Origin of the sequence: Kitasatospora sp. NPDC004669, from assembly GCF_040609455.1 — a bacterium.
In the GTDB taxonomy this organism is placed as follows: Bacteria; Actinomycetota; Actinomycetes; order Streptomycetales; family Streptomycetaceae; genus Kitasatospora.
Genome location: NZ_JBEXKB010000153.1, coordinates 1 through 8,735 on the forward strand (window position 1 = coordinate 1; position 8,735 = coordinate 8,735).

General features: G+C 69.1%; 7 protein-coding genes and 1 pseudogene. 3 read left to right on the forward strand and 5 right to left on the reverse strand.

What is annotated here, in order from left to right; genetic code table 11:
* Nucleotides 1–59 precede the first annotated feature (59 nt).
* Entirely contained in the window at nucleotides 60–1,085 is a 1,026-nt protein-coding gene (locus ABZW30_RS45870; RefSeq protein ID WP_355677291.1) for a hypothetical protein, read from the reverse strand.
* Between the two features lie 256 nt (nucleotides 1,086–1,341).
* Between ABZW30_RS45870 and ABZW30_RS45875 the strand changes: the two genes are divergently transcribed.
* Nucleotides 1,342–1,944 carry a helicase associated domain-containing protein gene (locus ABZW30_RS45875; protein WP_355677292.1) on the forward strand — a complete coding sequence of 201 codons (603 nt, stop codon included), beginning with the start codon at nucleotides 1,342–1,344 and terminating at the stop codon, nucleotides 1,942–1,944.
* Nucleotides 1,945–2,050: 106 nt separating this feature from the next.
* On the opposite strand, the gene ABZW30_RS45880 is transcribed toward ABZW30_RS45875, so the two are convergent.
* Nucleotides 2,051–2,806, reverse strand: coding sequence for a hypothetical protein (locus tag ABZW30_RS45880; protein WP_355677293.1), 756 nt, complete (start codon nucleotides 2,804–2,806; stop codon nucleotides 2,051–2,053).
* 1,660 nt (nucleotides 2,807–4,466) lie between these two features.
* Complete coding sequence (locus tag ABZW30_RS45885; protein WP_355677294.1) at nucleotides 4,467–5,762, reverse strand: alpha/beta hydrolase; 1,296 nt, start codon at nucleotides 5,760–5,762, stop codon at nucleotides 4,467–4,469.
* A gap of 36 nt (nucleotides 5,763–5,798) precedes the next feature.
* On the opposite strand from ABZW30_RS45885, the gene ABZW30_RS45890 reads away from it, so the two are divergent.
* On the forward strand, nucleotides 5,799–6,392 hold the full coding sequence (locus ABZW30_RS45890) for a helix-turn-helix domain-containing protein (RefSeq protein ID WP_355677295.1): 594 nt from the start codon (nucleotides 5,799–5,801) through the stop codon (nucleotides 6,390–6,392).
* A 281-nt stretch (nucleotides 6,393–6,673) separates the two neighbouring features.
* Here the strand turns inward: ABZW30_RS45890 and ABZW30_RS45895 are convergent, their stop codons facing one another.
* Together ABZW30_RS45895 and ABZW30_RS45900 are read right to left on the reverse strand one after the other, a co-directional pair.
* Nucleotides 6,674–6,868 carry a chaplin gene (locus tag ABZW30_RS45895; protein WP_355677296.1) on the reverse strand — a complete coding sequence of 65 codons (195 nt, stop codon included), beginning with the start codon at nucleotides 6,866–6,868 and terminating at the stop codon, nucleotides 6,674–6,676.
* Nucleotides 6,869–6,947: 79 nt separating this feature from the next.
* Nucleotides 6,948–7,613, reverse strand: a complete 666-nt coding sequence (locus ABZW30_RS45900) for a nitroreductase (RefSeq protein WP_355677297.1) — start codon at nucleotides 7,611–7,613, stop codon at nucleotides 6,948–6,950.
* A gap of 254 nt (nucleotides 7,614–7,867) precedes the next feature.
* On the opposite strand from ABZW30_RS45900, the pseudogene ABZW30_RS45905 reads away from it, so the two are divergent.
* Nucleotides 7,868–8,639, forward strand: a pseudogene (locus ABZW30_RS45905) (IS256 family transposase); the annotation flags it as partial.
* Nucleotides 8,640–8,735 lie beyond the last annotated feature (96 nt).

Below are 8,735 nucleotides of genomic sequence, written 5' to 3' on the forward strand. Positions count from 1 at the left end.
TCGACCGGCACGCACCCGCCGGCCGACACCAAGAATCCTCCGTCGCCCTGGCAGCCTGATCAACCCCCGAAGGACTTCCGGAACGGACCACTAAGCCGGAACAGTTCAGCGGCGACCGCGCTTCCATCGCGAAGGTCCTGAGGTTCGTGGAGCCGATCGGAGGGGAAGCGCCGTGCCAGGGGCAGGCGCCGATTGTTCGTCAGGAGGATGCCCTTGCGCAGGATCGTCGCCATGACGGCGGTGAAGTCGTAGGTCGCTTGATCCGGCTTGTCTATGTGCAGGGCGCGGGCGAGGGCGAGGACCGGCGCCGGCCGGGGTTCATTGCCTGCCTGCGCAGGCCCCACCCCGAGGGTGACCGAGCATTCGAGGCTGATGAGCCGCGCGCGCAAGTCAACGGGGTCACGGGGCTGGTCAGCCCCCGCTGGTATCGCAGGGACCTCGTCGCGGTCCGATCCCGCCTTGTGTGCGTCCGGCTCTGTGCTTTCCAGGCTCTCAAACTCCTCGAACCCCGCGAACAGACTCAGGTGCTGCTTGACGGGCTTCTGCCCGTCTACGGTGCCCGGGAACAGCTGTCCTTGCTGGGGGCCCACGAGACCGACACACCAGGCCGCACCGTCCTCCCCGCATTCCCAGACGGCTGACCATGGAGCGGACCGTCTTGCGTCGTAGCGAACACGGAGGGTCCCTGAGTACAGGAACGCTGCCGACTGAGCGTCGAACAGGCGCACCGCCGTGTCCTCCCGCGTACGGGAGGTGGATCTACCGGTGGGCGGAGAACAGATGTAGGCAGTTCGCAAAAACGCCACGACCAAGTCGCGTTCCCACGGTTGGTCCAACTCGATCCCGAGAGCGATCTCGAACCTCTCGGATCCGAATCGCCCTGCCTGAGCGAAGAGACCCAGGCGACCGTTGTCGGGCACACCCGTGTAGGAGCCGAGCAGGGTGCAGACCACATCGACGGCCTGCCCCAAGTTGGACTTCCCAGCGCCGTTCGGTCCTGTCACCACCGTCAAATCCGGCCTCACCAGCAGACGCAGATCACCGAACGACAGGAAGTCTCGTGCATCGACCCTCGAAATCTTCACCGCTCGCCGCCCCCAAAGTCAGAGTCGCGATCTTCTCAGATCCGCCTCCCCCACGCACCGGAACGCCCCAGACCCCATAGCCACCCGGCCAACCTGCACGTCAGCCAAACAACCTGCGCACCCCCGTGGTCGGACGGCGAACCCAGAGGTCAACGAACAGCAACCTACCCAGAAGAACTGAGCGACCCGCCCACCAACCTGCGCGCCCCATCAGCTGCCAACCATCCAAACTGCGAAATCCACAGCTAGTGACGAGATGCCTACGCAGAAAAACCGGGCGGCGACACCGGGGGCGCTCGTGCCGGAGCGGCGCAGGGCGCTGGAGGAGATCGACCCGTGGTGGTGCCCGGCCTGGCCGATCGCCTGGCAGCGCACGTACGCGACCGCGCGGCAGTGGTGGTTGGAGGCCGACGGCCGGGTCGACTGGGCCACGCTGCCTGCGGACACCGTCTTCGAGGGCGAACAGCTCGGCCGCTGGGTGAAGGCGCAGCGCGCCGGGTGGGCCGAACTCGACCAGGAGCAGCGAGACCTGCTCGCGGCGATCGGCATCGAGGCCGATGCCGAGCTGGTGGCTGTGAAGGTCGCGGCTGAGGCGAAGCCGACGGTGTCCCGCGCGGACCGCTTCACCCAGGGCCTGACGGCGCTCGCGCAGTTCGTGGAGCGGGAGCGTCACGCCAACGTAAGGCGCCCGCACAAGGAACCTCTGGAGGCCGTAGAGACTGGGCCAGGGGGTGAGGAGCAGGTGGTCGTATCGCATTTCGCCCTGGGTGTGTGGCTCAACAACCAGAAGGCAAGGCGGGCGAAGCTGACGCCGGGGCAGTTGGCGCAGCTCGCCGAGCACGGCGTGGAGTGGGCGTAGCGGGCCGTCTGGCAGGTCGGGGATGGTTTGGCGGGGTTGGCTGGAGGTGGCAGCGGTGTTCGTGGCGGCTCGGTTGTCTCTGGCCCCGGGTCGATGCTGCCGGCTGTCAGAAGGGCGGGGTGGCAAAGTCTCCGTCGGGCCAGAGGGAGTCGCTGGTGTAAGGGCTTCGGTCGTCGTCGCCGGGGCGGGTCAGGCCGGTGGTGTCGTGTCCCCAGGCGCGCAGGGCGTCGAGGGCCTGTTGGCGGCGCCACTGCGTGTCGTTGGTGAGGAGGAGCTGGCGGGCGTGGTGGATGAGGTTGTCTCGGTGTGGGGCCAGGGCGGGGTGTTCTGCGAAGGCCAGGGCCGCGGCCAGCGCGGTGTCGCGGACGGCTGCGTCGGCGTTGTCGAGGAACGGTGAGACGGCACGGTAGAGCACTGGTCGCAGAGCACGCATGGCGACCATGGCCGGGTAGCCGTCCAGGTAGTTCCCGTCGAAGTAGCGGTTGCCGGCTGCGACGCAGGCATCGTCGGAGTCGGTGGCAACCCCGGCGAGCCATGCCAGTAGCAGCATGCACACACCGTTCGCCTCCATGCCGTGCTGTGTCGTGCGGCGGGCGAGGAGCGCCGCGACGAACAAGGCGGTCGCGGGAGTGGCGTCGTAGATGGTGTTCTGGTGCCGTACCGGTTCGAGGGCGTCCAGGGCCTTCCGGGCTTCGGGCATGGTCAGGTCGGGCTCCAGAAGCCGGATCAGCGCCTGGGGCAGCTTCCTGGCAGGGCCTGTAGCGGTCTCCAGCGACGCCCAATTGGTCCCGCGCAGCAACGCCGACGGGTCAGGCAGCGCCTCTGGTACGGGCCGGTCGGTGGGCGGGTCGGTGGTGGTCACCGCCCGACCATACGATCCGTCACCGACATCACTGGGCCTGCCGGCACTGTGGCGCTGGCCTCGGTGCCCGGCCCGGTCGCAGGGCAGCCGGGTCAAGTGGCTAGAAGCCTTTGGGGTGGCCTGGTGAGCCGTGTCGGGGCTTGGGGTGGGGGTGTCGGAGGCGTTCAGGATCGTGGGGTGCGGCAAAGCCGGGAGAAGAGGTCTGTGGTTCCCGCGTCCCAGTCGACCGGGACGGGTCCGCGGTGGGAGCGGGGTGCGGAAGGGTCTAGGGGTCTGGGTGGGCGTAGTCGGCAGTGTTCGGCGAAGCCGGTGAGGCTGAAGCTGCGGTGGGACAGGTCAGCCAGGAGGTGGTCCTGTCCTGGTGGGGCAAGTCGTTGGAGGTGGGCGGCGGCCTGGAGGAAGGGACGGGCCCAGGGCGGGATGGGGTAGGTGGCGCAGCCGTATGCGAGGGGTCGTGCTCCGTGGCGGTCGTGGAGGGCGAGGGTGGTGGTGTCTGGGGCGAGGTCGGTGTGGCGGATGGCGGTGAGTTGGTCGATGGGGGCTGCGGTGACGATGGCGGTGGCCAGGGCGGCGGCGAGTTGGGGGTGGGCGGTGCGGGTGGCGAGCCGGTGGGCGATGGTGGTCGTCGCTGCTGGTGGGGGTTGGCGCAGGCGGGTGCGGCGGGGGTCGGCGGTGGGTGGGGCGCATCGGCAGTCGGGGAAAGCGCCGTTGCTGAAGGTGAGGTAGGTGAGGGTGGGCAGGGAGATCCAACGGTCGGGTCCGGCCGGTACGACGCCGGGTGGGGCGGTGGGCAGGAGGCGCTGGAGGGTGGTGAGGTCCTCGACGGTGGTGTACGCGGTCGCGGCGAGGGCCGTGGCCAGGGTCGGGGGTGGGGTGCGGTGGCAGACGGCGATGAGGTGGAGGCCGGTGCGTTCGCGCAGGTCGAGGAGATGGTGCCAGCGTTCGGGGGTGAGCAGGTGGGCCCGCAGGACGCCCCCTCAGACGAGACCTGTCGGGGACCGCGCCGGGCCGCACAATGCCCGCCGGGCGAGGGTCCGACCCACGACGGACCCCTCCCCTACCCCCACGACAGGCCCCCTCCCGGGGCTCCGCAGGACCGGCCCAGGACCCACCGAGCCGGAACGCCGGCGCCCCCGCCCCGACCACAAAGACGGTCCAGCTCAGACACCCCGCCCAAAGATGCAAGAGCTGTCACCGACTCAACCCCACCGCACAGGCCCAGAAAGCAGGACACAGCACGGCGCAGCACGGGCCCCGAGGGACAGGAGCGCGGCACCGAAGGCCCGGGCCGGGGCCCAGCACGCCCGCAGGGCCGGCGGCCCCACCCGCGAGGCCAGGGCCGGACACAGCGGCCGCACCACCGGCCACAGGCCCGGTAGTGCGGCCGCAGGGAGCACCGAGGAATCGCGGCAGACAGCCCGCGGACCCCACCGGACAGACGACCCCAGGCCCACCGCCAGACACCCACAGTGATAGGGATATCCACAGTGATATCTACGGCGATACCTACGGGCGGCCCGCAGTGGCATCCATACGGGACAGCTCAATGGATCTTGGCGTGAATCCGTGAGGCTTCCGGGCCAAAATTGTTCACCGCCGAAAATCAACTTCATCAGCACGCTGTGGCGGCGGCCGCCAGGAATTCCCCACGGACGGCCAGTTACGGATGTGACCGAGGGTGGCTGCTTCTCTCCTGCGGCAGTGCCAGCCAGGTCACGATCTCGTCCACCACTGCCGGAGCGACATGTCCTGGCTTGGCGTAGTCGGCCGGGGTGGGATCGCCACTGCCGTGGAAAAAGAGGTGGTTGAGGGCTTGGTGGATTCGGATCCTTACCCCGGGCCGGTGTGCGAGGGCCCGCTGCCAGAGCGCCAGGTCGTCGGTGACGGTGACCTGGTAGTCCCGTCCTCCCTGCAGGATCAGCATCGGGCGGGTCAGTGCGGCCGCCGTGGCCAGCGGGTCGTAGGCGCGCAGGTCGAGCCAGTAGGCGGCGGAGAGGCCCAGGGGCAGAAGTTCTGGCGGTGTGTCGGGGGTGAGTTCAGGTCCTGCCACCAGCTCGGCCTTGCCGGCGAGCGAGGCCACCGCCTGGTCGGTACCCGGGCCGGGGGTGAGGGCCGCGAGGTGGCGCGCCACCCGGACGGCCGCATGGTGCATCGGCTGCGCGTCCGCAGCGAGCAGTACGAGGCCCGCGATCGACGGATCGGCGGCGGCGATCCGAGGCGCCACCTTGCCGCCCATGCTGTGGCCGAGCAGATGGATCCGGTCGGGGTCCACCTCGGGGTGCTGCCGCAGCAGTTGGACGGCGGCGAGCGCGGGAGGCAGGTACTCGTCGGCCATGGTGAAGTCGGAGGGGACGCGGTTCGGGTGGGCGAAGGTCGGTTTGTCGAAGCGCAGCGCGGCCACCTGACGGGAGGCGAGTCCCCAGGCGAGATCCTTGAGCGGCTTGTTCGGGCCGCTGGTCTCATCCCGGTCGAAGGGCCCGCCGCCGGCGAGTAGGACCGCAGCGGGCCACGGGCCAGGGCCGTCGGGGAGGGTGAGCGTGCCGGGCACGGCGAGTGGCCCCGTCCCGAGCAGGACTTCCCGTTCGGTGAAGCGGTCCTGCTGCGTGTAATGCGGCGGCTGCCACACGGCGCCACCGTGCGGACCGAGTCGTAGCCCGTGCAGCAGGCCGTCGTCACCAACTGATGTGACCACGGTGAAGCTGCCGTCGGCGCAGGTGATCGCGATGCGCACGCGGACCGGGTCCGCTTCGCCGGCCTCGATCTCCGGCTCCTGGACTGCCTGGATCCCGCCGCGCCCGGCAGCCTCGGCCGCCCAGGCCAGCCGCAGCACCTCGGAGGAGACCGCGGCCCGTAGTGGGGGCGCGAAGAGCTCCACAATCTGGTCGAAGTGCTCAGCCCGCAGCAGCGCGGCGAAGCCGCGCGCCACCTCCAGCGCCCCATCCCTATTCGCTCTCATGCTTGAGAACGGTATCAGTTGTGAGAAGGTTTGGGGATGGACTCCCTGAGACTGCTCGCCCACCCCATCCGGCTGCGGATCGTGCATGCGATGGGCGGTGGACGGCTGCTGACCACCGCTCAGCTGTGCGCGCGAATCCCGGAAGCCTCCAAGGCCACCGTCTACCGGCACATCGATCTGCTGGTGAGCGGCGGGATCCTGGAGGTGGCCGAGGAACACAGGGTGCGTGGGGCGGTGGAACGGCACTACCGGCTGTGCCAGGACCGGGCCGTCATCGGGGTCGAGGAGTTCCGCGCATTCGCCCCCGAAGACCATCGACAGGCGTTCACCACCGCGATGACCGCCCTGCTGGCCGAGTTCAATGCCTACCTCGACCGTGAGGAGGCAGACCCCGCGGCCGACCAGGTGGGCTACCGGCAGCATGCCCTCTGGCTCAGCCCGGCGGAACTGGCGGAGCTGATCGTCGAGCTACGTGCGGCCATCGCGCCGAGGCTGGCCAACTCGCCCGGCCCCGAGCGTGCGCAATACCTGCTCAGCCCGATCCACTTCCCGGTGGAAACCTCGCGTAGCCGGCCGGGCGACCGACAGCCGGAGCCGGACACCGACTCCGTTGACGACTACGCATTGTGACATTCGCGGCCAGATGACTCCCCGCCAACTGGCCGCGCGCGGGGAAATCTGAAACTGGCCACCAACAACGCTGGTTCGTGGCAGTGTCGAGGCCGCACCCCGGTGACACCCGGGACCACACCACGCTGGCGCAGCGGACCGTAACCCGATGCCATCGGGGAGACGGCGGCCTGAGCTGAAGACGGCCCAGGCGTGGAACAGCCCCCGGCCTGATCGGCACGGGGGCTGTTCCAGCAGGTGCTCTCCCCATGGGTATGGAGATGGCACAACGTCAGCCGTGACTAGCCCGGGCCTCCGCCTCCACCGTTGCCTCCGCCGCCGCCGATGTGGATGCTGTTGCCGCACAGGTTGATCGGCGCGTTCACGGGGATCTGCACCATGTTCCCCGACAGGACGCCCGGCGAGCCGACCGCGGCCCCGACCGACTCGGCGCTGCCGACGTTGACGCACCCACCATCACCCGGGCCCACCAACATGCCGGCCTGGGCAGGTCCGGCACACACCGTCACCAGCACGCCCCCCAGGCGGTGTCCTGGCGATCTCGGCCGTCAGCGGTCACACTCCGATGAAGCTCACCGTTTCCGTCATGTCCGCCCGCCCGGTACGCATCTGTGGCACGCCTTCCTTCTCGAATCCCACTGAGATGCCGCAGAACAGCACGAGCTCGTCATCGGCTCCGACTGTTCGGCTGACGGTCTTGCGGTACATGGTCCACATCACCTGGGGGCAGCTGTGCAACCCCTCCGCCCTCAGCAACAGCATGACCGTCTGCAAGTACATCCCCGCGTCACCCCACTGTCCGGGCCCCATCGTCCGGTCGAGGTAGCAGAACAAGACGACCGGTGCCCCGAACGCCTCCGAGTTCAAGGTAGCGATCTTCTGGGGCCGGTCGGGGTCATCGCGCTCAATCCCCAGCGCTTCGTACCGCTGAGCCGCCGCAGCGGCGAAGCGGTCCAGATAGGGCAAGGTCAGTTCGTCCGGGTACATCGGATACTCCCGCTCATCACCCGGGTCTCCCGCCAGTGCCCTGGCTGTCGCGCGCCTCTTCAGTTCGGCCAAGGGTTCGCCGGTCACGACATACACATGCCACGGCTGGAGGTTCCCACTGGACGGAGCCCGCGTCGCTGCAGTCAGCACTCGCTCGAGTATCTCCTTGGGCACCGGCTCATCGCTGAACGCCCGCACGGCTCGGCGACTGTCCACGGCCTCATACACATCCACGTCTTCGCGTCCTCTCATCAACCCGGGCTCCTCCACCGTATTCAGCGGCCAGTACCGAGCATCGCGGGGGGGATGGAGGGTCTGTACGGTCTTCGGCTCTGGCCCGCAATCGGTGGGGTTGCGTCCAGGGAAGTGGTGTACGGGTTCCATCCGATCCGGGGGTTTCGTCCTGGTAGCGGGTGTCGCCCGAGAACGTGAGACGGCCACCGGCTGATTCTTCGAGAACGACCAAGCTCTTGAAGGAGATCCGCACGATGACCGCACCCGACAGTCTGCCCTTCGCTGCCCTGCTGAAGGAGAACCTGGCCTCGGCGAGTCCCGACTTGTTGCGCGTGATGGTGAAGACCTTCGCCGAGGCGATGATGTCTGCCGACGTCGACCGGGCCTGCGGCGGCGAGTACGGCCGCTCGGGCGAGGACCGGGTCAACTCCCGTAATGGCTACCGGCATCGGGACTGGGACACCCGCGTCGGCACGATCGACCTGGCCATCCCGCGCGTCCGCTCCGGCTCCTACTTCCCCGGCTGGCTGCTGGAGCGCCGGCGCCGCTCCGAGCAGGCCCTGATCAGCGTGGTCGCCACCTGCTACCTGCTCGGCGTGTCCACCCGCCGGGTTGAAAAGCTCGCCGAAAGCCTTGGCGTCACCCAGCTGTCCAAGTCCCAGGTCAGCGAGATGGCCCGCCACTTGGACGATCGGGTCGCCGAGTTCCGCAACCGGTCCCTCGACCAGGGCCCCTACACCTTCGTCTGGGTCGACGCCCTCACCCAGAAGGCCCGCGAGGGTGGCCGGGTGGTCAACGTCCACGCCCTGGTCGCGGTCGGCGTCAACGCCGACGGGCACCGCGAGATCCTCGGCATCGACATCGCCGCAAGCGAGGACGGGGCCGGCTGGACCGCCTTCCTGAGGTCCCTGGTCGCCCGCGTGCCTGGCCGGGGCGAAGCTCGTCGTCTCCGACGCCCACGCCGGCCTCGTGGACGCGATCGGCGGCATGCTGCCCGGAGCCTCCTGGCAGAGATGTCGCACCCACTGAAGCCGTAAGGAATCAACTTGTCGGTGTGTCGTCTTCGCTTCGTGCGGCGGCGAGGAGATCTGCGGCGGATCGGTAACGGGTGGCCGCCGGAGG